Consider the following 23,796-nt stretch of genomic DNA (forward strand, 5'->3'; position numbering starts at 1 on the left):
GCGATGGCTCCTGTCGTCCTAAAGCTTCAGGCGAAGTAGCAGCTCACCGAGCCGTAAGGGCCGTAATCCGCCTGGATCGTGTCGCCCTTGCGGGTCTCGATCGGACGAATGAACGATCCCGCCAGCACCACCTGTCCGGCTTCCAGCGCGAGGCCGTTCGGCGCGATCTTGTTGGCGAGCCAGGCTACCGACGTGGCGGGATGATTGAGCACGCCGGCCGCAAGCCCGGTTTCCTCGAGCTGGCCGTTGCGGAAACACAGCGCGCCGATCCAGCGCAAATCCGCGTCCATCGGCCGGATCGGGCGGCCGCCGAGCACGATGCCGGCATTGGCGGCGTTGTCGGCGATGGTGTCAAAAATCTTCCGCGTCGACTTGGTTTGCGGATCGACCCGCTCGACCCTTGTGTCGAGGATTTCGAGCGCGGGCACCACGAAATCGGTGGCATTGAGCACGTCGAACATGGTGCAGTCCGGCCCCGCCAGCCGCGACTTCATGACAAAGGCAAGCTCGGCCTCGACGCGGGTGCCGATGAAGCGGTCCGAGGGCACCAGTCCGCCGTCGGCAAAGAACATGTCGTCGAGCAGGATGCCGGAATCCGGCTCGTCGATATTGAGCGCGCTCTGCATCGCCTTCGAGGTCAGGCCGATCTTGTGGCCCTTCACGACACGTCCCTGCGCGACCTTCATCTCGACCCAGGCTTTCTGAATAGCGTAGGCATCCTCGATCGTTATGGCGGGATGTTCGAGCGAAAGCTGGCGGATCTGCTTGCGCGTCTTTTCGGCCTGATCGAGCCGCGCGGCGGCGCTGCGGATATCGTCTGTTGAGAGGGCCATGAGCGTCCGGCTGTTTCAGCAAAAAAGCGGGTGCTGAAATTTGTTTAACATGTTAAGTTATCCGACGCAAACTGATTTGGTGCTTGTTGCGCCGCAAAACTTTATCCTTCGCGACGTCGAGGATTCCCGATGGCGGATCACCAGAGATGACAGGCAAGAAATCGCCGAACGGATCGCGTTCGGACCAGGAGGGGACACCGGAAGCGCGCCGCGGGCCGATGCGCGAATTCTCGCGTTCGCTGCCGATGTCGCTCTTACGCGCGCGCGAAGCCGTGATGCGCCAGTTCCGCCCATCCTTGCGCAACCATGGCCTGACCGAGCAGCAATGGCGGATCCTGCGCGCACTGACGGCGGTGGATACCATCGAGGTGACGGAGCTGGCGCGCGTCGCGTTTCTGCTGGGGCCGAGCCTGTCGCGCATCCTGCGCGATCTCGAAGCGCGCGACCTGATCGAGCGCCGTGCCGCCAAGACGGACCTGCGCCGCGGCGAGGTATCGATCTCGTCCAAGGGCTTGAAGCTGATCGAGGCCGTGGCGCCGACCTCGGAAGCCATCTACGCCGAGATCACCCAGCGCTATGGCGCGCGCAAGCTCACTGAGCTGCAAGACATGCTGGGCGAACTGGAGCGCAGCCTTGCGGCGATGGAAGTAGCAAGTGAGGGCGATGCGGAGGCGGATGAGTAAGCACAAATTTGCATGATGCTACCGAGCCGATGCATAGCGGCCGGGCAAATGATTGCAATCATTTGGCTAAATGCGATCGAGGCGAGTAGACATTCGCGCGGTTTTTCGCTCAAAGTGCCGGCCAAGCCGGTCATGAAAACCGGCGCGGGAGTCGCGGGCCTGGCTGCTTAAACGCAGTCTTCCGCCGTGCAAGGACAGGGCTGAAATCCGGACATGGTCACCATCAAAGTCAACAATCTGATCGATTTCGTCGCAGAGGTTTTTTCCCATTCGGAATCTTCGCCCGAGGAAGCAAGGCGCATCGCGACCTATCTCACGACGGCCAATCTCACCGGCCATGACAGCCACGGCGTGATCCGGGTTCCCGTCTACATCAGGTGGAAGAAGACCGGTAACGTCATTCCCAACCAGACCCCGGAGGTCGTCGTCGATACGCCGTCGCTTGCGGTGGTCGATGGCAAGTTCGGCTATGGCCAGACCGTGACGCCGTTCGCGGTGCGGACGGGCATCGAAAAGTGCAAGAAGGCGGGACTGTCGGCAATCGCGCTACGCAATGCCGGCCACATCGGCCGCGTCGGCGACTGGGCGGAGATGGCTGCCGCCGAAGGGCTGGTGTCGGTGCATTTCGTCAATGCCGCCGGCTCGTTGCTGGTCGCACCGTTCGGCGGCGTTCAGAAACGGCTCTCGACCGCGCCCTATTGTGTTGGCATTCCGCGCAAGGGGCAGGACCCGATCGTGCTCGATTTCGCGACCTCCATCGTCGCCGAAGGCAAGGTGCTGGTCGCCAGCCGTGGCGGCAAGAAGCTTCCCACGGGTGCACTGGTCGACGCTGACGGCACGCTGAGCGAGGAGCCGTCCGTGCTTTACGGGCCCTACACCCCGGACGGGCCGCGCGACCACACCAAGGGTACCGGCGCGATCCGCGCGTTCGGCGAGCACAAGGGCTCGGGCCTTGCCTTCATCTGCGAGCTACTCGGCGGTGCACTGACCGGCACCGGCGCCACCTCGGGCGGGCGGCAGTTCGCCAACGGCATGCTGTCCTTCTATGTCGATCCCAAGGTGGTGGACACCGCCAACTTCTTCGACGGCGAAATCTCGCGCTATACCGACTTCATCCGGGAGACCAAGCCGATCGCCGGAGTCGAGTCCGTGCTGGTCCCGGGCGACCCGGAACGGAAGATGCGCGGCGAGCGCACCAAAAACGGCGTGCCGCTGCCTGACGATACCTGGGCTGCGATCGTCAACACCGCCCGGGAGGTCGGTGTCAGCGAGACGAGCATCCAGCGCGCCACAAGCTAATCAACACCGCGAACTCCAACAATCGTAGCGATCACAAAGGGAAAGCGATCAATGGCAACCAACAACGTCAAGAAAGTATGGGCCTCGGGCAAGGCCGTGGTGAACGCGTGGCTCGCGACCCCGTCCGGCTTCACCGCCGAGGTGATCGCGCAATGCGGCTTCGACAGTGTTACGGTCGACATGCAGCACGGCGTGCAGGATTACCTCTCGATGGTGCAATGCTTTCAGGCGATGAACGGCCATCCGGCGACGCCCATGGTTCGCGTGCCCTGGAACGAGCCCGGTATCGTCGGCAAGGTGCTCGACGGCGGCGCCTATGGCGTGATCTGCCCAATGATCAACACCCCGCAGGAAGCCAAGAACCTGGTCCAGTACGCCAAGTACCCGCCGAAGGGCACGCGCTCCAACGGCCCGATCCGCGCCGGCATGTACGGTACGGCTGGTTCGTACCAGCAGACTGCGAATGACGAGATCGTGCTGCTGCCAATGATGGAGACCAAGACGGCGGTAGAGAACATGGAAGCGATCCTCGATGTCGAGGGCATCGACGGCGTCTATATCGGCCCGTCGGACCTCGGCTTCTCCTATGGCCTGGTGCCGAAGCTCGACCGCGACGAGCCGGAGATCCTGAAGATCTACGAGAAGATCATCAAGGAGTGCGGCAAGCGCGGCCTCAATCCCGGCATCCACTGCTCCGGCGCCGAGGGTGCGGTGCGCGCCATCAACATGGGCTTCAAGCTGGTGACGTTGTCGAACGAGGTCGGCCTGATGTCGACCTACGCCAGGATGCAGGTGAACCAGACCCGCAAGGACTCGGGCGGGAAGGCTTGAGGTACGCGGATAGCGAGTAGCGAATGGCGAATAGGGGTGGAGAGCAGCGAAACAAGGTTCACCATTCGCTACTCGCCATTCGCTATTCGCCCACTTCACAGGAGACACCGACATGACCCCCGCACCCGTGATCCGCCTGCACCCTGACGATGGCGTGCTGATCGCGCGCGCGAGCCTGCCGCCCGGCATGGTGGTGGCCGACGGCGTCACCACGGTCGAGCGGATACCCGCCGGTCACAAGGTCGCCATCAGGCCGATCGCCATGGGCGAGCCGGTGCGCCGTTACGGCCAGATCATCGGCTTTGCCACCGCGCCGATTGCGCCGGGCCAGCACGTGCACACCCAAAACTGCGGCATGGGTGATTTTTCCAAGGACTACGCCTATGGCGTCGACGTCAAGCCGGTGCCGAACTTCGATCTGCCCGCGACCTTCGACGGCATCCGGCGCGCCGACGGCCGCGTGGCGACGCGCAACTATATCGGCATTCTGACCTCGGTGAATTGCAGCGCCCATGTCGCCGGCATTGTCGCCGACATGTTCAAGAAGAATCCATTTACCGGCGATAACCCGCTGGCCGATTTCCCGAATGTTGACGGCGTGGTGGCGCTGACCCACAAGACCGGCTGCGGAATGACGCAGAATGAACCGCTGGCGCTGCTTCGCCGGACGCTCGGCGGCTACGCGCGGCATGCGAATTTCTCCCATGTGGTCGTGCTCGGGCTTGGCTGCGAGGTCAACCAGATCGGCGGGCTGATGGAGGAGCAGAAGCTCGCCGGCCGCCTGCGCGCAATGGACATCCAGGAGGTCGGCGGCACCCGCAAGACGGTGGAAGCCGGCGTCGCCTTCGTGAAGGAGGCGCTGACCGACGCCAATAGAGTGAAGCGCGAGCCCGTGCCGGCCAGCGAGCTGACGGTCGCCCTGCAATGTGGCGGATCCGATGGCTACTCCGGCGTCTCGGCCAATCCGGCGCTGGGCGCGGCGAGCGATCTCCTCGTGCGCCACGGCGGCACCGTGATCCTCTCCGAGACGCCCGAGACCTACGGCGCCGAACATCTCCTGACCCGGCGCGCGGTCAGCCGCGAGGTCGGCGAAAAGCTTGTCGGCCTGATGCGCTGGTGGGAGGAATACACCAGGCGCGAAGGCGCCGAGATGAACGCCAATCCGAGCCCCGGCAACAAGGCTGGAGGCCTCACCACGATCCTCGAGAAATCACTGGGCGCGATGGCCAAGGCCGGCAGCACCAATCTTGTCGACGTGCTCAATTACGCCGAGCCCATCACCAAGAAGGGCTTTGTCTTTATGGATACGCCCGGCTACGACCCGGTTGCTGCGACCGGGCAGGTGGCCGGCGGCGCCAACATGGTCTGCTTCACCACCGGCCGCGGAAGCGTGTTCGGCTGCAAGCCCGCGCCCTCGATCAAGCTCGCCACCAACACGCCGATGTACAAGCGGATGGAAGACGACATGGACGTCAATTGCGGCACCATCCTCGACGGTGAGGAAACCGTGCAGCAATGCGGCCAGCGCATTTTCGAGCTGATGCTGAAGACAGCATCGGGCCAGCCGACCAAGAGCGAGAGCTTCGATTTCGGCAGCGCCGAGTTCGCGCCGTGGGTGATCGGGGCGACGATGTAAGTGATTAGTTCGTCGTTCCGGGGCGATGCGAAGCATCGAACCCGGAACCTCGAGATTCCGGGTCTGGTCCTACGGACCATCCCGGAATGACGGCGTCAAACGTTAGCACTTCCCATAGGCACTCCATGCCCGTTGTTAGTGCTTGATCCCACCCGGAACCGGTGTTCTGCTTAAAAAAGCCGCTGGAGTTTCCGGTCCGTGTCGATCTTCGTCGCACTTCATCACGTCACGCACTACAAATACGACCGACCGATTGATCTCGGCCCGCAAACCGTTCGCCTGCGCCCGGCGCCGCATACGCGCACGCCGATCCTGAGCTATTCGCTCAAAGTCACGCCATCAAATCATTTCGTGAACTGGCAGCAGGACCCGCAGGGCAACTGGCTGGCGCGATTCGTGTTTCCGGAGAAGGCGACCGAACTAAAGGTCGAAGTCGATTTCACCGCGCAGATGACGGTGGTCAATCCCTTCGACTTCTTTGTCGAGCCTTACGCCAACGCCTTTCCGTTCCAATACCCCAACGATCTCAAGACCGAGCTGGCGCCTTATCTCGCCACGTCAGAGCAGGGGCCGCTGTTCGCGGCGTACTTGAAGGAGATTCCGCGCGAAGCCGACAGCACCGTCAATTTCCTGGTCGACCTCAACGCGCAACTGCAGAAAAAGATCAGCTACGTCATCCGGATGGAGCCGGGCATTCAGACGCCGGAGGAGACACTGGCTGCCGGCTCCGGCTCGTGCCGCGACTCGGCGTGGCTGTTGATCCAGATCTTCCGTCATCTTGGCCTCGCGGCGCGTTTTGTCTCCGGCTATCTCATGCAATTGCGGCCCGACATCGATCCGGTGGAAGGCCCGCGCGAGGTCGAGAGCGATTTCACCGATCTGCACGCCTGGGCCGAGGTCTATCTTCCCGGCGCGGGGTGGATCGGGTTCGACGTCACCTCGGGCATGCTGACGGGCGAGGGGCACATTCCCGTCGCCGCCACGCCGCACTATCGCTCGGCGGCGCCGATCTCCGGCAGCGCCGGCTTCGCCAATGTCGATTTTGGCTTCGAGATGAGCGTCAAGCGCATCCGCGAGGCGCCGCGGATCACGCGGCCGTTCTCGGATGAATCCTGGGCGCGTCTCGACAGTCTTGGCGAACAGGTCGATGCCGACCTCAAACGGGATGACGTGCGACTGACCATGGGCGGCGAGCCGACCTTCGTCTCGGTCGACGATCTGGAATCGCCGGAATGGAACATCGCCGCCATCGGCCCGACCAAGCAGGCGCTGGCGGATGAACTGATCCGGAAACTGCGTGCGCGCTTTGCGCCGGGCGGGCTCCTACATTACGGGCAGGGCAAATGGTATCCGGGCGAAAGCCTGCCGCGCTGGGCGTTCGGCCTCTATTGGCGCAAGGACGGCGCGCCGATCTGGAAGAACGCCGATCTGATCGCGACGATCGAAAATCCCAGCAAGGCTGGGATCGAAGACGCCAAAGCCCTTATGGAAGGCACCGCGAAGCGGCTCGGGCTCGGCGTCGATTACGTTATATCAGCCTATGAAGATCCCGTGCACTGGCTGCAGAAGGAAGCCGCACTTCCGGTCAATGTCGATCCCAGCGACTCCAGGCTTTCCGACGTGGAAGAGCGCTCGCGCATGGCGCGGGTGTTCGATGAAGGGCTCAACAAGGCCAGAGGGGTCGTGTTACCGATCCAGCACGCGGACGGCGACGGTTCGGGCTGGATGAGCGAGCGCTGGCAGCTTCGGCGCAGCCATCTTTTCCTGATCCCGGGCGACTCTCCGCTCGGGCTGCGGCTGCCCATGGCCTCGCTGCCGCATATCGAGCCGGAAGAATATCCTTACATCGTCGAGCAGGATCCGATGGAGCCGCGGCTCGAACTGGCGACGGAAGACAAGGACGCGGTGGCGGAGGGCGTGCCCTCGCGGCTGGTGCGGAAGCCGAAAAAGACGAAGCCGGTGCGCACGGCAACATCGGTCGAAATCCGCGACGGCGTGTTGTGCGTCTTCATGCCGCCGGTCGAGAAGGTCGAACACTATCTCGAACTGATCGCGGCGGTGGAGGCGACCGCCGAGGAGATGCAGATTCCGGTCCATGTCGAGGGCTATGGACCGCCCTACGATCCGCGCATCGAGGTCATCAAGGTGACGCCCGATCCCGGCGTCATCGAGATCAACGTCCAGCCGGCGCAAAGCTGGCGCGAGGCGGTCGATATCACCTTCGGCCTGTACGAAGACGCCGCAAAAGTCCGGCTCGGCGCCAACCGCTTTCTGGTCGACGGCCGTCACACCGGCACCGGCGGCGGCAATCATGTCGTGGTCGGCGGCTCGACACCGGAAGCTTCGCCGTTCCTGCGCCGTCCGGATTTGCTGAAAAGCCTCGTGCTGTACTGGCAGCGCCATCCGTCGCTGTCGTACTTGTTCTCCGGCATGTTCATCGGCCCGACCAGCCAGGCGCCGCGGATCGACGAAGCGCGGCATGACGGGCTCTATGAACTGGAGATCGCGCTCTCGCATGTGCCGCCGCCCGGCATCGAGGCGCCGCTATGGCTGGTCGATCGCCTGTTCCGGCACATCCTGGTCGATATCACCGGTAACACCCACCGCGCCGAAATCTGTATCGACAAGCTCTATTCGCCTGATGGCCCGACCGGTCGCCTCGGGCTGGTCGAATTCCGCGCGCTCGAAATGCCGCCGGACCCGCGGATGTCGCTGGCGCAGCAATTACTGATCCGCGCGCTGATCGCAAAGCTCTGGCGCGAACCGCAACAGGGCAAGTTCGTGCGCTGGGGCACCACGCTGCATGATCGCTTCATGCTGCCGCATTTCCTCTGGGAGGATTTTCTCGGCGTGCTCGATGAGCTCAGGCTGTCAGGCTACGATTTCTCGCCGGAATGGTATTCGGCGCAGCTCGAGTTTCGGTTTCCGGTGTTCGGCCGCGTCCATCATGGCGGCGTTGCGCTGGAATTGCGGCAGGCGCTGGAGCCATGGCACGTGCTCGGCGAAGAGGGCTCGGCCGGCGGCACCGTGCGCTATGTCGATTCCTCGGTGGAGCGGTTGCAGGTCAAGGCGACCGGCTTTGTCGAGGGACGCCATGTCGTGACCTGCAACGGCCGGCGGATGCCGATGACGCCAACCGGCCGCGCCAGTGAGGCGGTCGCCGCCGTCCGTTTCAAGGCCTGGCAGCCGGCCTCGGGGCTGCATCCGACCATTCCGGTGCACGCGCCGCTGACATTTGACTTAATTGATAGCTGGAACGGCCGCTCGCTCGGCGGCTGCGTCTATCACGTCGCCCATCCCGGCGGCCGCAACTACGACACCAAGCCGGTCAATTCCTACGAGGCGGAAGCCCGCCGGTTGGCCCGGTTTCAGGATCACGGCCATACCCCGGGCAAAATCGAGCCGCCGCCCGAGGAACGCACCATTGAATTCCCTTTGACACTCGACTTGAGGACGCCGCTCCTGATCTAATCGGCAGCGACGGTCTCGGGGAATCGGAATGTCAGGCCAGGGCAACAGTCAGGAGAGCAAGGCCCGTCCGGGCCAGCGCCGGATGGCGCAATGGACGCGCGACTATGCGCGTCTGCCCGGAATCCCTGACGAATATATCGGGCCTGATGGCGCGCCCCGCGCCGCCTGGGCCCGCTTCTTCGATGCCTTTGCGGCGCTTTCGCCGGTCGATATCGAGCGGCGCTTCGCCTCCGCCGACCGCCATCTGCGCGAGGCCGGCGTTACCTATCGGGCGCCCGGCGAGACCGCCGACCGGCTGTGGCCGCTCAGCCATCTGCCGCTGATCATCGACGAGACCGACTGGCAGCAACTGACCACCGGCATCGCGCAGCGCGCGCAGTTGTTCGAAATGATCCTGCGCGATCTCTATGGCGATGGCCGGCTGGTCAACGAGGGCGCGGTGCCAGCGGCCGCGATTGCCGGCAGCAACGAATATCTGCGCGCCGTCTGCGGCGTCAAACCGCCCGGCGGGCGTCATCTGCATTTCTATGCTGCCGATGTCGGCCGCGGCCCCGACGGCCGCTGGTGGGTATTGAACGACCGCACGCAGGCGCCGTCGGGCGCTGGTTACGCACTCGAAAACCGCCTGGTGCTGTCGCGCGCCTTTTCCAATCTCTACAAGTCGATGAACGTCGAGCGGGTGGCGCCGTTCTTCGAGGCGTTCCGCGATTCATTGCGCGCCAGCGCCGACCGCGACGAGCCGCGGATCGGCTTGCTGACGCCGGGGGCCTTCAGCGAAACCTATTTCGAACACGCCACGCTGGCGCGCTATCTCGGCTTTCTGCTGGTCGAGGGCGACGATCTCGCCGTCAGCGGCGACCGCATCCATATCCGCACCGTCGCGGGGCTGAAGCGGCTCGACGTGTTGCTGCGGCGGGTCGATTCCAATTTTCTCGATCCGCTCGAACTCGATGCCTCCTCGCAGCTCGGTGTGCCCGGCCTGATCGACGTCGTGCGCAAGGGCGGCGTGGTGATCGCCAACATGCCGGGCTCGGGCGTGCTGGAGGCGAGGGCGCTGCTTGGCTTCCTGCCAAGCCTGTGCCGGCGTCTGCTCGGCGAGACCTTGATCATGCCGCACATCGCAACCTGGTGGTGCGGCCAGAAATCCGCGCGCGAGGAGGTGCTGTCGCGGCTGGAGGATTTCGCGATCGAGGGCGCCTATGGTCGCGCCGTTCCGGGCTTTTCCAGCCATGGGCCGGTGCTTGCCGGCGAGCTGCCGCCCGACGAACGCGACCGGCTCAGGCAGGCGATCACCGACCGCGGCATCGATTACGTCGGTCAGGAACTGGTGCGGCTGTCGACCACGCCGGTATGGGAGCGGGGGCGGATCACGCCGCGCCCGTTTGTGCTCCGGGTATTTGCCGCGGCCACCCCGCAGGGGTGGACCATATTGCCCGGCGGTTTCTGCCGGATCGCCGACCAACCCGATGCCCGCGCGGTGTCGATGGGGGACGGCGCGCGAGCGGCCGATGTCTGGGTGGTTTCCGACAAGGCGGTCTCGACTTCGACGCTGCTGCCGGCCGCCGAAACCGTACGGATCAGGCGGATCGCCGGCGTGGTGCCGAGCCGCGCCGCAGACAATTTATTCTGGCTCGGCCGCTATCTCGAGCGCGCCGAGGCGACGCTGCGGCTGATCCGCGCGCTCGGCACCTCGACGCGCGATCCGGCCAACGGCGCGCCAACCGCGCTGCATTCGGTCGAACGCATTCAGCGAATTCTGGTCACGTGGGGCGCGACTTCGCAGGCGACGCGGACCAACCCGGCGCGGGTCATCGCCGAGGCGCTGCAGAGCGAGGAGAAGTTCGGCTCGGCGCTTTCTCTGGTGCGATCGGTGCAACGCACCGCGAGCTCGCTGCGCGAGCGGCTGTCGCCCGACGCCTGGCAGATCATCACCGAGATGGTGGAGCGCCTCGCGCTGCAGGTCGACGACGACGACAGCGTCGTCAGTGCCGCCGAACTGACACTGCAGGAACTGGCGAGCCTTGCCGGCCTCGCACAGGAGAACATGAACCGCGCCGCCGGCTGGCGCTTCCTCGACATGGGCCGCCGCGCCGAGCGCGCCATCAACACCGTTCGGTTTGCGCGGCAGTTTGCCTATGACGAAGCGGGCGAGGATGACCTCGATGCTCTGCTGACGCTGGTGGATTGCCAGATCACCTACCGCTCGCGCTATCTGGTTGGGCCGGCGCTGGCGCCGGTGCGGGATCTTGCGGTGCTCGATCCCTATAATCCGCGCTCGGTCGCGTTTCAGGTGGCGACGCTGAACGATCATATCGCAGCCCTGCCGAGCCTTAAGGAGCACGGCCTGATCGAGCGGCCGCAACGGTTGGCCGTGGCATTGCAGGCGACGCTGACGACGGGAGAGGCCGCAACGCTCGACGTCACGACCATGTTCGGGCTCGAACAGGCTCTGCTCAATCTCGCCGATGCGATTGGTCAGCATTATTTCCCGCACGGACCGCATGCGAGCCGGCCGGAGAAGCTGACGGGCCTCGCGTGATCTACGACATCCGTCACGTCACGACCTATGCTTACGAGAGCCCGGTAAGTTTTGCGCGCTGCTCGCTGCGACTGGAGCCGCGGAGCAGCGACGGGCAGCAATTGATTTCGCATTCGGTCGAGATCCGGCCGCGGCCGGCCGAGCGCACGGTGCGGCGCGACTTTTTCGGAACTCATACCGAGAGCGTGCTGATCGAGACCGCGCATCGCAATTTGCGGATCGATTCCCGCTCGCGGGTTTCGGTCTCGCGCCAGGCGCCTGCTCGCGCGGCGCCCAGCCCGCCCTGGGAGCGCATCCGCGACGTGGCATTCGAGGCGACCAGTCTTGGTCCCGCTTCGCCGGTCGGGTACGTCTTTGCGAGTTCGCTGGTGCCGGTGCTGGCGCCGCTCACCGCCTATGCGGCACCAAGCTTCCCGCCGGGCAGCGGCATCCTCGCAGGCGCCGTCGACCTTATGTCCCGGATCCGCAACGACTTCAGGTATGACCCTAAAGCCACCGTGATTTCGACGCCGCTCCGGGAAGTGCTCGAAAAGCGCCACGGCGTCTGCCAGGACTTTGCCCATGTGATGATCGCGGGCCTGCGCGGGCTCGGCCTGCCGGCGGCCTATGTCAGCGGCTATCTCCGAACCATTCCGCCCGCCGGCCAGCCGCGCCTGCAGGGCGCCGACGCCAGCCACGCCTGGGTGTCGGTCTGGTGCGGCCCCGAATTCGGCTGGGTCGGCTTCGACCCGACCAACGACCTGCTGGTCGAGAACGACCACATCATCCTGTCGATCGGCAGGGATTTTTCCGACGTCTCGCCAGTCGACGGCATCATCGTTGGATCGCGCAAGCAGAAGCTCGGCGTCGCCGTCGATGTGGTGCTGGTGGAGTGAGGGGCTAAGACCGAGGGCCGTCGCTCCCTCACCCGCAAGCGCGAGAGGTGAGGGCTACTGCGCCAAAGGCGCCTTACGTCCCCGTCTTTCGCATTTGCTCGGATGAATCCGCGCGCAGATTGCGGAAGAATTTTTCGACCTCGCGGGACAGCGTATCGGCGGTGGCCGTCAGTTCGCTGGAGGCGGTGAGGACGGAGGCCGCGGCGGTGCTGGTCGTGCCGATCGCATCGCTGAGCGAAGAGATATTGACCACCAGCGTTCCGTTGCCCTGTGCCGCCAGTTGCGCATTCGACGATATCTCGCGGGTGGCCGAATCCTGCTGCTCGATCGCGCTGGCGATGATGGAAGTCACCTCGTTGATCTCGCGCACCGCATTGCCGATCTCGCGGACCGCTTCGACGGAGGTCTTGGTCGAGGTCTGGATCAGGCCGACGTTCTGCCCGATTTCGGCGGTCGCTTTCGCCGTCTGCTCGGCCAGCGCCTTGACCTCGTGAGCGACCACGGCAAAGCCGCGGCCGGCATCGCCGGCACGCGCCGCTTCGATCGTCGCGTTGAGCGCCAGGAGATTGGTCTGCTCGGCGATCGCCTGGATCAGGCTCAGCACGCCGTCGATGCGCTGGGTCGCTGCCGCAAGGCCCTCGATTTCGGCGACCGATTTCTCGGTGCGTTGGCCCGCCTGCTCGACGGCGCTGGCCGATTGCCGGACCTGGCGGCCGATTTCCTCGACGGAGGCAGATAGCTCCTCGGCGGCGCTGGCGACGGCAGAGACGTTGCTGGAAGCCTGCTCGGTCGCACTGTTGGCGGCTACCGCGCGTCCGCTTGCTTCCGATGAGACGTTGGCGATGGTCTCCGCGGTGCCGCGCATCGACGTCGCATTGTCCTTGACCGCGCGCAGCACGCCGCCGATCGCTTCCCGGAAGGCATCGACGGAGGCCTCGATGTGGCGGGAACGCTCGTCGCGTGCCTTGGAATCCCCCAGCACCTGCGAATTGAGGTTGCGGTTGCGATCCATCGCTTCCTGGAAGATCTTGATGGCACGAGCCAACGCACCGATCTCGTCGGCGCGACCGGTATGCGGCACCTCGACGCCCTCAGTGCCGTCAGCAACCTGCTTGATGGTGGCGGTGATGACCGACAGCGGGCGGGCAATCGAGCGCGCAATGATCAGGATGCCGATGACCACCACCGCCAGCGCCATGACGCCAAGGGCGGTCAGCACAAAGGCCATCGTGTGGTTGGTATCGGTCTGCTGCGCCAGCTTGCGGCTGCGTTCGGCGTAGACCTTGGACAGCGCCTCGAGATCCTTGTTCAGCGCGGTGCGGACTTCGCGGTTGGCGTCATTGTCACCCCATTCGCGCCCGGCGGCCGCGTTGATCTCGACGCCGCGGCGAACCAGCTCCTTGCGGAAGTCGACGAATTGCTGGATGCGCTTCTTGAAGGTGGCAAACTGCTGGGCGTCATCGGCCTGCACCAGCGCCTCCCAGTTCTTCACGACGTCGAGGATGCGGTCGTTGAACTTGAGCAGCCCGTCGCCGTATTTCTTCACCACCGGGGGTTCTGTCGACATGTAGATGCCGCGGGATTCCATCACGACCGCATAGACCAGCGAATTGATGCGCTCGACATTGAGCGCGGCGCGGCTGGCGATCGAGACCGCTTCGGTGAGGGCGGCGTTCTGGCGGGTGTTGTAGTCGGACAGCGCCGTGATGGCGGCGACCAGCAGCGCGAACAGCGCGAAGATCGAATACAATTTGGCCGCGAGCGAAAACCGGGATGCCATGGTGTCACCAAAAACGGGTACGGGATTTTACTATTCAGCAGTATCGGCAAGCCGGAGCAGGTCCAGTAAATGCCTTCGACTTAAGCAAATTGTGCTGAACTTTGATGGAGATTGTCTTAACGCGCGAAATTCGACGAGCTGCAACTAACCCAAATAGTCATGGAGCTTCAGATAATTACAGGGATGGGGTGTGTCGCCGCGCTGGGAAAATTCGGCAGCCTTACGCGACCGGAGCGGGCTCTGATATATCGGCGCAATTGGAGGTGGCTGTCCGGGCGGCAGACGCGGGGGCCCGCGCGACCTACGGACGCAAGCAAGCGCAAGCGTTCGTCGGGAAGGCCGTCCGCATTGGCACGCACGTGAGCAGCGAATCAAGCTAGACAGCGAACGCAGCGACGGAATCTGGTCGACCGCGTCTTGCCGGGGCGGCTAACGCGAAATCCTTAAGCCTTCGTCTCGAACCATCACGTGACGCCTGCTGTCACAGGCGCCGCGCAGCTTCGACTATGCGTGAGAACGGGAACTCATGGCTCAAAGTGGCGCCTTGCTGGGCAATGTCGATCTCTACCTTCACGTCCGAGTCCTGATCGCCATCATCCTCGGGCTCAGCGTTACCCGGTTGGCCAGCGGCGTCGCGGCATTGATCCAGCATCCCGGCCGCTACGCGGTCTGGTGTATGTTTATCTCGGCTGGGTCGCCCGGGCTTTGTGGCGCTGGCGGAAGCGCTCGATGTGGTCGACACCCTGATAAAGGGTCAAGCCCATCTGCAATCGCTGGGACTCGAATATCTTCCGCGGATCGGCATATTCGTATTGAAATGTGTGGTGGCCGCGACAACGCGCAATGTCAGGTTCCATGCGCTGTTCGTGTTCGCCGGGCTCGCCTATGAGATAAGCTTGAACTAGCCGGAGGCGGTTGGCCGGGGCGGCCACGCCGCGCTCGAAAGTCGCCTAAACTGTTCTTCCACACTGTCGCGCGTGTGATGATAGGGTAGCGAGGCAACGGAGCGGGTACGGGCGCAGGAAAGTCAGCATGGTCTATCGCCAGATCATCGGTGCCACCTCCTATGTATTCGCAGATTTGCGCGAGCTGCTCGCCACGGCGACGCCGCCGCGGTCGGGCGACCGTCTTGCCGGTGTCGCCGCTGACAGCGCGGAAGCGATGATCGCGGCGCGGATGGCGCTCGCCGACGTGCCGCTCAAGCAATTCCTCAACGAGGCCGTCATTCCTTATGAGGACGACGAGATCACGCGGCTAATCATCGACAGCCACGACGCCCCGGGCTTTGCGGCCATCTCGTCGCTGACCGTCGGCGGCTTCCGCGACTGGCTGCTCTCCGATGCGGCGACCGGCGAATCCTTGGCGAACGTTTCGCGCGGGGTCACGCCGGAAATGGCCGCCGGCGTCTCGAAACTGATGCGCAACCAGGACCTGATCCTGGTTGCCAAAAAATGCGCCGTGACCACGGCGTTTCGCAACACCATCGGCCTGAAGGGTCGGATGAGCGTGCGGCTGCAGCCCAATCATCCCTTCGACGACGCCAAGGGCATTACCGCGTCGATCCTCGACGGCATTCTGCTGGGGTCGGGCGATGCCTGCATCGGCATCAATCCGGCCAGCGACGACCCGGCCGTGATCGGCGAACTGCTGCGTCTGCTCGACGGCATCATCGCGCGGCTGCAGGTCCCGACGCAGAGCTGCGTGCTCACCCACGTCACCACCACGCTCGGATTGATCGGGCAGGGGGCGCCGGTCGATCTGGTGTTCCAGTCGATCGCGGGAACGGAGGCGGCCAACCGCAGCTTTGGCGTCGATCTCGCGCTGCTCCGCGAGGCGCACGCGGCCGGGCTGTCGCTGCGCCGCGGCACGGTCGGCGAGAATGTGATGTATTTCGAGACCGGGCAGGGTTCGGCGCTGTCGGCCAACGCCAATCACAATGTCGACCAGCAGACCTGCGAGGCGCGGGCCTATGCGGTGGCGCGCGCCTTCGATCCGCTGCTGGTCAACAGCGTGGTCGGCTTCATCGGCCCGGAATATCTGTATGACGGCAAGGAAATCATCCGCGCCGGCCTGGAGGACCATTTCTGCGGCAAGCTGCTCGGCCTGCCGCTCGGTGTCGATGTCTGCTATACCAACCATGCCGAGGCCGATCAGGACGACATGGACAATCTCTTGACGCTATTGGCGGCGGCCGGCGTCACCTTCATCATGGGCGTGCCGGGGGCCGACGACGTCATGCTGAACTATCAGTCGACCTCGTTCCACGACGCGCTCTATGTTCGCGACCTGTTCGGCCTGAAGCGGGCGCCGGAATTCGACGACTGGCTGGTTCGGTCCGGCCTTGCGGGCGCCGATTTCCGGCTTGCGGGGAACACAGGTCTGCTGCCCGAATTTGCCTCACGCCTGATCGCCTGAGCCCTGGCCCCGGCCGGCAGATTTTCGTGCAACCAATTGAACCCACAACGAGTTGTGACTGTCACAATATTGAAGAACTTCTGGCCCAGCTTTCAATGTCGTGGTTAAATTCGCGCCAGCCTTGAGGAAATTTGATGAGAGCTGAAGGCATCGGAACGGTACGGCGTATTCTGTGCGTCTTTCCGCGCTATACGTCTTCTTTCGGTACGTTCGAGCACGCTTATCCCCTGACCGACGGCGTCCAGGCGTTCATGCCGCCGCAGGGCCTTCTCCTGATCGCGGCCTATCTTCCGGCGGACTGGCCGGTCCGTTTCGTCGACGAGAACATTCGTCCCGCCTCGAGGGAAGATTTCGAATGGGCGGAGGCGGTGTTCGTCAGCGGCATGCACATCCAGCGCCAGCAGATGAACGACATCTGCCGCCGCGCCCATGGCTTCGAGCTTCCTGTGGCGATCGGCGGTCCCTCGGTCAGCGCGTGTCCGGATTACTATCCCTCGTTCGACTATCTGCATGTCGGCGAACTCGGCGACGCCACCAACGAGCTGCTTGCGCGGTTGGCGCAAGACCCGTCACGCCCTGCGCAGCAGGTGGTGCTGACGACCAAAGACCGGCTGTCGATGACCGAGTTTCCGATTCCGGCCTACGAGCTGGCGGAAGTGAAAAAATATCTGCTCGGCAGCATCCAGTTTTCCAGCGGCTGTCCCTATCAGTGCGAATTCTGCGACATCCCCGGCCTCTATGGTCGCAACCCGCGCCTGAAGACGCCTGAGCAGATCGTTGCCGAATTGGACAGGCTGCGCGAATGCGGCATGACCGACACGATCTATTTCGTCGACGACAATTTCATCGGCAACCGCAAGGCCGCGCTGGACCTGCTGCCGCATCTGATCAAATGGCAGAAGAGGACAGGATATGTCGTGCGGCTGGCCTGCGAGGCGACGCTGAACATCGCCAAGCGGCCGGAGATCCTCGAGAAGATGCGGGAGGCACAGTTCGTCACCGTGTTCTGCGGCATCGAGACGCCGGACCCCGATGCGCTGAAGGCGATGCACAAGGACCACAATATGATGGTCCCGATCCTCGAGGGCATCCAGACCATCAATTCCTACGGCATGGAGGTCGTCTCCGGCATCATCATGGGGCTCGATACCGACAAGCCCGGCACCGCGGATGCGCTGCTTAACTTCGTCGATGAATCGCGGATTCCGCTACTCACCATCAACCTGCTTCAGGCGCTGCCGAAGACGCCGCTGTGGGACCGGCTGGAGCGCGAGGGGCGTCTCAATGACGACGACAGCCGCGATTCCAATGTCGAATTCCTGATGCCTTATGAGGACGTCGTCAGCTCCTGGAAGCGATGCATGGAGATCGCCTACGAGCCCGAGAAGCTGTTCGCGCGCTACGAGTATCAGTGCGACTACACCTATGCCAACCGCATCAAGGTGCCGGTCGCACCCGAAATGAAGAGCTGGCGCAACATCCGCCGCGCGCTGATCATGCTGCGCAATATCTTCTGGCAGGTCGGCGTGCTCGGCGACTACAGGCGCGTGTTCTGGAAGTTCGCGATTCGACGGCTCCGGCGCGGCGATATCGAGGGGTTCATCGGGTCGGCCACCATCGCGCATCATCTGATCAAGTTCGCGCGTGCAGCCTCCGGTGGCCAGCAGAACGCGTCGAACTATTCGATCCGGCTGCGCGAAGCCTCGGTCCCTGCCGAGTAATAACTCATGAAAACGCCGGCGCCGCCGTCCCGCCCGCTCGAAGCCTTGCGGGAGCTGACGCCGGCGCGCGTCGGCCTCGGCCGCTCCGGCGCGAGCATGCCGACCGACGCGCTGCTTGCCTTCACCCTCGACCACGCCCGCGCACGCGACGCCGTGCATGCCGCCTTCGATGCGCCACATCTGGTTGCCGGATTGGCCGGCCTCGGCCTCGAGGTCAGCGAGGTTTCCGGTCAGGCGCGCGACCGTGGCGACTACCTGCGCCGTCCCGATCTCGGACGCCTGTTGGACCCGGATTCGCGGCGCGCGCTGGAAGAGCGCAGCGGCGGCGCGGGTGAGATCGTGATCGTGATCGGCGACGGGTTGTCGCCGGCGGCCGTCAATCTCCACGCGATCGAACTGGTCCGTCATCTCGCGCCGCGCTTCACGGAGGCGGGAATCCGGTGCGGCCATGTCGTAGTCGCATCCGGCGCACGTGTGGCGCTCGGCGACGAGATCGGCGCGGTGCTTGGGGCGCGGATGGTGGTGATGCTGATCGGCGAGCGGCCCGGCCTGTCGGCGCCCGACAGTCTCGGCGCCTATCTGACCTTTGCGCCGCGCATCGGCCTCACCGACGAGAAGCGCAACTGCGTGTCCAACATCCACGGCGCGGGCCTGAGCTATGATGAAGCCGCCTTCAAGATCGCGTGGCTGGTACGCGAAGCCATCGCGCGCCAAGTCACCGGCGTGGCGCTGAAGGATGAAAGCGGAACCGCGCTGATCTCCGCCAGGCCGATCGACTGAGCCCGAAAACGAATCGACATGTGGCCGCTCCGCCACGGTCAGCCAACCCGCGCCTGATATAAGCGACCAGGCAGCGGGCAGAGATTGGCTATGGAGAAGGCGGGGACGACATCAGGCGCGGCTGGCAAGCGTGCGAGTGCGGACGGGTTCCGGCTCGACATCAATGCACTCCGGGCGCTTTCGGTGATCGCCGTCGTCGGCTTTCACTTCCAGATACCGGGATTCGCCGGAGGATTCGTCGGTGTCGACGTCTTCCTTGTCATCACCGGCTATCTCATGACGACGAAGGTGCTGAACGACCTGCGGCTCGGCCGCTTTTCGCCGTGGACTTTCTGGATGATGCGGATGCGCAGGATCTATCCTGCGCTTGCGGTGCTGACCATTGCGTCGGTCATTGTCGGCTGGTTCGTGACCTTGCCGGCCGAATATCTAAAACATTTGCTCCAGGCGCTGTCGGCGCTGACCTTCTTTTCGAACTTCGCCTTCAAGAGCGACAGCGGCTATTTCGCCATGGCGGCCCAGACCAAACCGCTGCTGCACACCTGGTCGCTGTCGCTGGAGTGGCAGTTCTATTTCTTCATGCCACTGATCGTTGGCCTGGTCTGGCGGCTTGCTTTGCGCGCTAAGTCAGGGATCAATGCGGTGGTCGTTGCGCTGCAGGTCTTCGCGGCCCTGTCGTTGGCGTGGTGTCTGTGGGCAAGCCAGCACGATGCGACGGGATCGTCCTTCTTCTCCCTGCAGGCGAGAGCCTGGGAGCCGTTGGCTGGCGGATTGATCGCGGCCGCGGAGATCCGACGCCGCTCGGAAGGCGTGAAAACGTCATGGCTGGAACAGCCAATCATCGCGCTTGCCGGCTGGGCGCTTGTCGCAGCCTGCACCATTTATCCTTTGCCGGAAGCGCGATGGCCCGGCGTGCTCACCATCCTGCCGATCCTCGGCGCTTCCATGATCGTCGCGGCGCGGCAGGGAACAGGCGAGGGTGGTCTGCTCGCACTGTCTCCGATCCAGCGCATCGGCGACTGGTCCTACTCGATCTATTTGTGGCACTGGCCGATCTGGGTGTTCGCCTTGGGCTGGCTGGCGGTGCGCGGTTATGACGTGGGCAGCGCGCAGAAGATCGTGATGGTGCTGGCCTCGCTGGCGCTCGGCGCGCTGTCTTACCGCTATGTCGAGCAACCGGTCCGAATGCAGCGCGATTTCTGGACGCCGCGCGCCCTGCTGACGGCTTCAGGCGTCTCGTTCGCGGTGTTCGCCGGCTTTGTGTCGCTGGCGTTCCTCAACCATGGCTTTCCGGGCAGGCTGCCGGACTACCTGCTGCCGGCTGAGCTCGCGCGAAGAACCAACACGCCACGCGATGAGTGTTTCCGGAACGCAAACTCCACCAAGAAGGCGACCGAGATCTATTGCAGTTTCGGCAGCGCGTCGGCCGCGGCCAGACCATCGGCGATCCTGTGGGGCGATTCCTTTGCCAACCAGTATCTCGACCCGATTTCATCGGCGGCGCTGGCCAACAGCATTCACGGGCTAATCGCGACACAGAGCGGGTGCAGGGCCTTCGTCGACGATGCGGCACGCCATGCAAGCGATCAGCGGCCATGCCGGCAATTCAATCGCAGCACGCTAGATTTCGTGATGGCGCAAGCGGAGCCGAGCATCGTCGTGCTTGGCAGCATCTGGGGCACCGCCGCTGAGGTTTCTGTTCTGGTAGACAGACTGCTTTCGGCGGGTAAGACCGTCGTATTCATCATGCCGCTACTGCACATTGGCTTCGATCTGCCGCAGCGGTGGATCGAAAACCAGATCCGCGCGGGTAAGGCGATCGACGAATGGAAAGTCGAGGCCAGCCCCGGCCTGACGATGAGCACCTTTCGGGGCGAGCTCGCAGGCGTGCTCGACCGGCACCGTGATAATCCGCATCTCCTGACCGTGGACCCGTTGTCCGTCGTCTGCGAGCACGGCTATTGCTATCTGGTCCGGAACGGGCAGGCCAACTTCCGCGACACCGCGCATATTTCCAACGTCAATGCGAGCCAATATGCCGGCCTGTTCGATGCGGCGTTCAAGGCCGCACTTCGCGCCGGGACGGAAGCGGAGAAGAAAAAGGACTGAGCGGCGCCTCGCTCGCCTCGCGCGTGCGGTTTCCCGAAAAATTGACCGGAGGTCGTGGCACCGCGCCGGCACGCCGGGCTTGTCGTTATCCGCCGGGACCGTGGCGGCAGGTGTGGCAAATCAGAGACTTAACGCTGATTTTCGTCATCTTCATGCCGATTTGCCCTCTCCCGCATGCTTGCCGGATGGGGCTTCGCCCTGTAAAACGGCGCCGGTTAATTTACCGCGTGATTTCAATGGTTAGCGCCGATCGGATGATGGTTGTCAAAGCCGCCTTCGCGCCACCAACTGCATAAGCCAAGCTGCACGAACAGGCCGACGTGAGAACTGGACAGGGTATGCTCGACAAGAACTCCGAAAGTCACGTCCACGTCGAAGCCATCGAGGAGCCGCCGCCGGGCAAGAGCATCGCCTTCGGGCTCGAGCGCATGGGCCTGATCGCGGTCAAGGCGCCGATCCTGTCCCTGATCATTCTCGCCGCGCTGATCGTGGCCGCGCTGTTCGGCATCGAGCGGATCAAGATCGACGACTCGCTGAGCCAGTTGTTCCGCTCCGACTCCAAGGACTACAAGCAATACGAGGCCGTGACCAAGCGCTTCCCGGCGACCGAATTCGACGTGCTCGTCGTGGTCGAGGGCAAAACGCTGCTGGCTCGCGAGAACCTCGAAAAGATCCGCGACATGGTCACCGACCTGCAACTGGTCGAGGGCGTGCGCGGTCTGGTCTCGCTGTTTTCGGCGCGCCAGGCGCCGGAGCCCGGCAAGCTGCCCGCCGCGCTGTTCCCGCCTGAACTGCCGCAAGGCGCCGCCTACGAGAAGTTCGCCGAGACCGTCAAATCGAACGAGATCATTCGCGGCAAGCTGTTGTCGGAAGACGGCACGCTGGCGCTGATCGTCCTGTCGCTGGAGCCGAAGGTCGTTTCCTCAAACGAGCTCGGCAAGGTGGTCGGGGAAATGCGGAAGATCATGGCCGAGGATCTCGCCGGCAGCGGTCTCAACGCGCAGCTTTCCGGCGTGCCCGTCATGCAGCTCGAGATCCGCAACGCGGTCAAGCGCGACGGGCTGACCTACAACATCCTCGGCATTCTGGCCGGCTGTATCATCGCGATCATTTTCTTCCGCAAGATATCGTTCATGGTGGTCGCGGCTTTCCCGCCGATCATCGCGATCCTGCTCGCGCTCGGCGGCCTCGGCTGGGCCGGTTTCAATCTCAACATGTTCCTGAACGTGATGACGCCGCTCATCATGGTGATCAGCTTCTCGGACTCGATGCAGTTGACGTTCGCGGCGCGCGATCGCCTGATCGCGGGCCAGGACAAGCTGACCGCCTTCACCAATGCCGTGCTGGTGGTGGGCCCGGCCTGCGTGCTCACCCATGCAACCGCCGGCATTTCGTTCATTGCCCTGCAATTCTCCGATTCCGAACTGATCCGCAAATTCGGCGAGGCCGGCCTTGCCGCCACCATCATCGCGCTGGTCGCCGTGCTCTCGCTGGTTCCGGTATTCGGCGTGCTGTTCGTCCGCAACGAGAAGATCTTTGCGGTCAAGTTCCAGAGCGCGGATGCCGGCGTGCAGATGCTGCGCAATTTCTGCTACTGGATCGCGGTGCGCATGGTCGGCCGCCCCGGCATGTTCAGCCTGATCGCGCTGCTCTTTGTCGGTGCACTCGGCTATATCTACGCCACGCTGGAGCCGCGCTATCGGCTCGCGGACCAGGTGCCGGACAAGCGGCAGGCAGTGGCGGCGTCGAGCCGCCTCGACGCCAAGCTCACCGGCGCCAATCCGATCGACGTGCTGATCGAATTCCCCAAGGGAGCCTCGCTCTATGCGCCGGATACGCTGAAGACGATCGCCGAAGTTCACGCCATGGTCGAGAAATCGGCCGGCGTCGGCAACGTCTGGTCGCTCGAAACCCTGCGCCGCTGGCTCGCCGAGAAAGCCGGCAGCGGCGACGTCGAAACGCTGAAGCAATATGTCAGCGTCATCCCCGAGCATCTGGTCCGCCGTTTCATCTCGGCCGATCAAGATGCGGTGGTGGTGTCGGGCCGCGTGCCCGATCTCGATTCCAGCGAAATCCTTCCCGTGGTCGACAAGCTCGACAAGGCGCTCGACAAGGTGCGCGCCGAGCATCCCGGTTTTGAGATCGCGGTCACAGGTCTGTCGGCGATCGCCGCCCGCAACAGCGCCAACATGATTTCGAAGCTCAATCACGGCCTGACGATCGAGTTCCTGCTGGTCGCGGTCTTCATCGGCCTCGCATTCCGCTCGGTCGTGGTGATGTTCTCCTGCATTCTGCCCGGCATTTTCCCGGTCGTGGCATCGGGCACGGTGCTGTGGATACTGGGCGAGGGCCTGCAATTCGCCAGCGTGGTCGCGCTGACGGTGTCGTTTGGCCTCGGGCTTTCCGCCACCATCCACTTCCTCAACCGCTTGCGGCTGGAGAGCAAGCCGGGCGTCGGCTCGGCGCTGGCGGTGGAGCGCGCCACTGTGCTGGTCGGCCCGGCGCTGATCCTGACCACGGTGGTGCTGGCCTGCGGTCTCGTCGTCACCGTGTTCTCCGACCTGCCGTCGCTGCGGCTGTTCGGCTGGCTCAGCGCCTTCTCGATGATCGCAGCGCTGGTGGCCGACCTATTCATCCTGCGGCCGACCTCGATGTTCCTGATCAATCTGTCGGAGAAGATTCGCGGGATCGACCACACCAAGCCGGCGGAGAACAAGTCTGCCGGATAGCAGGCAATACATAGCGTTTTCGAGCGAAGCGGATCCCGGTTCGCGTAAAGAAAACGCGTCAAACAAAAAAGCGAGAGCCGGATAAGGCTCGAGCA

15 protein-coding genes are annotated in these 23,796 nt (G+C 63.9%); 13 read left to right on the forward strand and 2 right to left on the reverse strand.

What is annotated here, in order from left to right; translation table 11 throughout:
- Positions 1-26: 26 nt before the first annotated feature.
- On the reverse strand, positions 27-833 hold the full coding sequence (gene hpaH, locus ACH79_RS22530; RefSeq protein WP_161852962.1) for a 2-oxo-hept-4-ene-1,7-dioate hydratase: 807 nt from the start codon (positions 831-833) through the stop codon (positions 27-29).
- A 146-nt stretch (positions 834-979) separates the two neighbouring features.
- Here hpaH and hpaR point away from each other — a divergent pair, with 146 nt between their 5' ends.
- The 7 genes from hpaR (at position 980) to ACH79_RS22565 (ending at position 12,167) form a co-directional block, all read left to right on the forward strand.
- Positions 980-1,516: a homoprotocatechuate degradation operon regulator HpaR gene (hpaR, locus tag ACH79_RS22535; RefSeq protein ID WP_161852963.1), complete on the forward strand. Its 537-nt coding sequence runs from the start codon at positions 980-982 to the stop codon at positions 1,514-1,516.
- Between the two features lie 213 nt (positions 1,517-1,729).
- On the forward strand, positions 1,730-2,815 hold the full coding sequence (locus ACH79_RS22540) for a malate/lactate/ureidoglycolate dehydrogenase (RefSeq protein WP_161852964.1): 1,086 nt from the start codon (positions 1,730-1,732) through the stop codon (positions 2,813-2,815).
- 51 nt (positions 2,816-2,866) lie between these two features.
- The gene (locus ACH79_RS22545) at positions 2,867-3,646 is read left to right on the forward strand and encodes an HpcH/HpaI aldolase/citrate lyase family protein (RefSeq protein ID WP_161852965.1); all 780 of its coding nucleotides are present in this window, start codon (positions 2,867-2,869) and stop codon (positions 3,644-3,646) included.
- 112 nt (positions 3,647-3,758) lie between these two features.
- Positions 3,759-5,282, forward strand: a complete 1,524-nt coding sequence (locus tag ACH79_RS22550) for a UxaA family hydrolase (RefSeq protein ID WP_161852966.1) — start codon at positions 3,759-3,761, stop codon at positions 5,280-5,282.
- 198 nt (positions 5,283-5,480) lie between these two features.
- Positions 5,481-8,753: a DUF2126 domain-containing protein gene (locus ACH79_RS22555; protein WP_161852967.1), complete on the forward strand. Its 3,273-nt coding sequence runs from the start codon at positions 5,481-5,483 to the stop codon at positions 8,751-8,753.
- A gap of 28 nt (positions 8,754-8,781) precedes the next feature.
- Positions 8,782-11,292 carry a circularly permuted type 2 ATP-grasp protein gene (locus tag ACH79_RS22560; RefSeq protein WP_161852968.1) on the forward strand — a complete coding sequence of 837 codons (2,511 nt, stop codon included), beginning with the start codon at positions 8,782-8,784 and terminating at the stop codon, positions 11,290-11,292.
- Entirely contained in the window at positions 11,289-12,167 is an 879-nt protein-coding gene (locus ACH79_RS22565) for a transglutaminase family protein (RefSeq protein WP_161852969.1), read from the forward strand. The genes ACH79_RS22560 and ACH79_RS22565 overlap by 4 nt, the downstream gene beginning before the upstream one ends.
- Before the next feature lie 73 nt (positions 12,168-12,240).
- Here the strand turns inward: ACH79_RS22565 and ACH79_RS22570 are convergent, their stop codons facing one another.
- Positions 12,241-13,947 carry a methyl-accepting chemotaxis protein gene (locus tag ACH79_RS22570; protein WP_161852970.1) on the reverse strand — a complete coding sequence of 569 codons (1,707 nt, stop codon included), beginning with the start codon at positions 13,945-13,947 and terminating at the stop codon, positions 12,241-12,243.
- A gap of 707 nt (positions 13,948-14,654) precedes the next feature.
- Here ACH79_RS22570 and ACH79_RS44095 point away from each other — a divergent pair.
- From ACH79_RS44095 to ACH79_RS22600, 6 genes are all read left to right on the forward strand, one after another.
- Positions 14,655-14,852 (forward strand): hypothetical protein, encoded by a 198-nt coding sequence (locus ACH79_RS44095; protein ID WP_246738068.1) that lies wholly within the window; start codon positions 14,655-14,657, stop codon positions 14,850-14,852.
- A gap of 127 nt (positions 14,853-14,979) precedes the next feature.
- The gene (locus ACH79_RS22580; protein ID WP_161852971.1) at positions 14,980-16,362 is read left to right on the forward strand and encodes an ethanolamine ammonia-lyase subunit EutB; all 1,383 of its coding nucleotides are present in this window, start codon (positions 14,980-14,982) and stop codon (positions 16,360-16,362) included.
- Between the two features lie 134 nt (positions 16,363-16,496).
- The gene (locus tag ACH79_RS22585; RefSeq protein ID WP_161852972.1) at positions 16,497-18,083 is read left to right on the forward strand and encodes a B12-binding domain-containing radical SAM protein; all 1,587 of its coding nucleotides are present in this window, start codon (positions 16,497-16,499) and stop codon (positions 18,081-18,083) included.
- 6 nt (positions 18,084-18,089) lie between these two features.
- Positions 18,090-18,863, forward strand: a complete 774-nt coding sequence (eutC, locus tag ACH79_RS22590; protein ID WP_161852973.1) for an ethanolamine ammonia-lyase subunit EutC — start codon at positions 18,090-18,092, stop codon at positions 18,861-18,863.
- A gap of 90 nt (positions 18,864-18,953) precedes the next feature.
- Positions 18,954-20,972, forward strand: a complete 2,019-nt coding sequence (locus tag ACH79_RS22595) for an acyltransferase family protein (RefSeq protein WP_161852974.1) — start codon at positions 18,954-18,956, stop codon at positions 20,970-20,972.
- Between the two features lie 338 nt (positions 20,973-21,310).
- On the forward strand, positions 21,311-23,701 hold the full coding sequence (locus ACH79_RS22600; protein WP_161852975.1) for an RND family transporter: 2,391 nt from the start codon (positions 21,311-21,313) through the stop codon (positions 23,699-23,701).
- The last annotated feature ends 95 nt before the right edge of the window (positions 23,702-23,796 follow it).

The sequence above is a fragment of the Bradyrhizobium sp. CCBAU 051011 genome (assembly GCF_009930815.1).
Classification (GTDB): domain Bacteria; phylum Pseudomonadota; class Alphaproteobacteria; order Rhizobiales; family Xanthobacteraceae; genus Bradyrhizobium.

What these genes read in the sequence shown, in the direction of transcription:
- hpaH (WP_161852962.1), bottom strand. Translation starts at nt 833, where the DNA reads ATGGCCCTCTCAACAGACGATATCCGCAGCGCCGCCGCGCGGCTCGAT.
- hpaR (WP_161852963.1), top strand. Translation starts at nt 980, where the DNA reads ATGACAGGCAAGAAATCGCCGAACGGATCGCGTTCGGACCAGGAGGGG.
- ACH79_RS22540 (WP_161852964.1), top strand. Translation starts at nt 1,730, where the DNA reads ATGGTCACCATCAAAGTCAACAATCTGATCGATTTCGTCGCAGAGGTT.
- ACH79_RS22545 (WP_161852965.1), top strand. Translation starts at nt 2,867, where the DNA reads ATGGCAACCAACAACGTCAAGAAAGTATGGGCCTCGGGCAAGGCCGTG.
- ACH79_RS22550 (WP_161852966.1), top strand. Translation starts at nt 3,759, where the DNA reads ATGACCCCCGCACCCGTGATCCGCCTGCACCCTGACGATGGCGTGCTG.
- ACH79_RS22560 (WP_161852968.1), top strand. Translation starts at nt 8,782, where the DNA reads ATGTCAGGCCAGGGCAACAGTCAGGAGAGCAAGGCCCGTCCGGGCCAG.
- ACH79_RS22570 (WP_161852970.1), bottom strand. Translation starts at nt 13,947, where the DNA reads ATGGCATCCCGGTTTTCGCTCGCGGCCAAATTGTATTCGATCTTCGCG.
- ACH79_RS22580 (WP_161852971.1), top strand. Translation starts at nt 14,980, where the DNA reads ATGGTCTATCGCCAGATCATCGGTGCCACCTCCTATGTATTCGCAGAT.
- ACH79_RS22585 (WP_161852972.1), top strand. Translation starts at nt 16,497, where the DNA reads ATGAGAGCTGAAGGCATCGGAACGGTACGGCGTATTCTGTGCGTCTTT.
- eutC (WP_161852973.1), top strand. Translation starts at nt 18,090, where the DNA reads ATGAAAACGCCGGCGCCGCCGTCCCGCCCGCTCGAAGCCTTGCGGGAG.
- ACH79_RS22595 (WP_161852974.1), top strand. Translation starts at nt 18,954, where the DNA reads ATGGAGAAGGCGGGGACGACATCAGGCGCGGCTGGCAAGCGTGCGAGT.
- ACH79_RS22600 (WP_161852975.1), top strand. Translation starts at nt 21,311, where the DNA reads ATGCTCGACAAGAACTCCGAAAGTCACGTCCACGTCGAAGCCATCGAG.